The 264-nt window shown below is 39.0% G+C and carries 1 protein-coding gene; it reads left to right on the top strand.

Annotated features, from left to right (window positions below; all coding sequences use genetic code 11):
• Window positions 1-26: 26 nt before the first annotated feature.
• The coding region (locus tag ACM615_RS24170) for a reverse transcriptase domain-containing protein (protein WP_431012673.1) at window positions 27-264 on the top strand (238 nt) is incomplete at its 3' end.

Genomic DNA, 264 nt, shown 5'->3' with positions numbered 1-264 from the left:
GTAAATACACATCTGAGTTGACAAATATGACATGTGGGGTTCCTCAAGGCTCCATCTTGGGGCCTCTTCTCTTTAACGTCTACATGCTACCACTGGCTCAGATAATGAAAAACAACAAAATAAGTTACCATAGCTATGCGGATGACACCCAGATTTACACAACCATTTCACCAGGAGACTATGCTCCAATTCAAACACTGAGTAAGTGCATTCAACAAATGAATGACTGGATGTGTCAGAATTTTCTACAATTAAACAAAGATA

Origin of the sequence: Rahnella sp. PAMC25617 (assembly GCF_050606005.1) — a bacterium.
GTDB lineage: Bacteria > Pseudomonadota > Gammaproteobacteria > Enterobacterales > Enterobacteriaceae > Rahnella > Rahnella variigena.
Note: the sequence above shows the minus strand (reverse complement) of the source record. Positions and strands in the feature narration are given on the sequence as shown.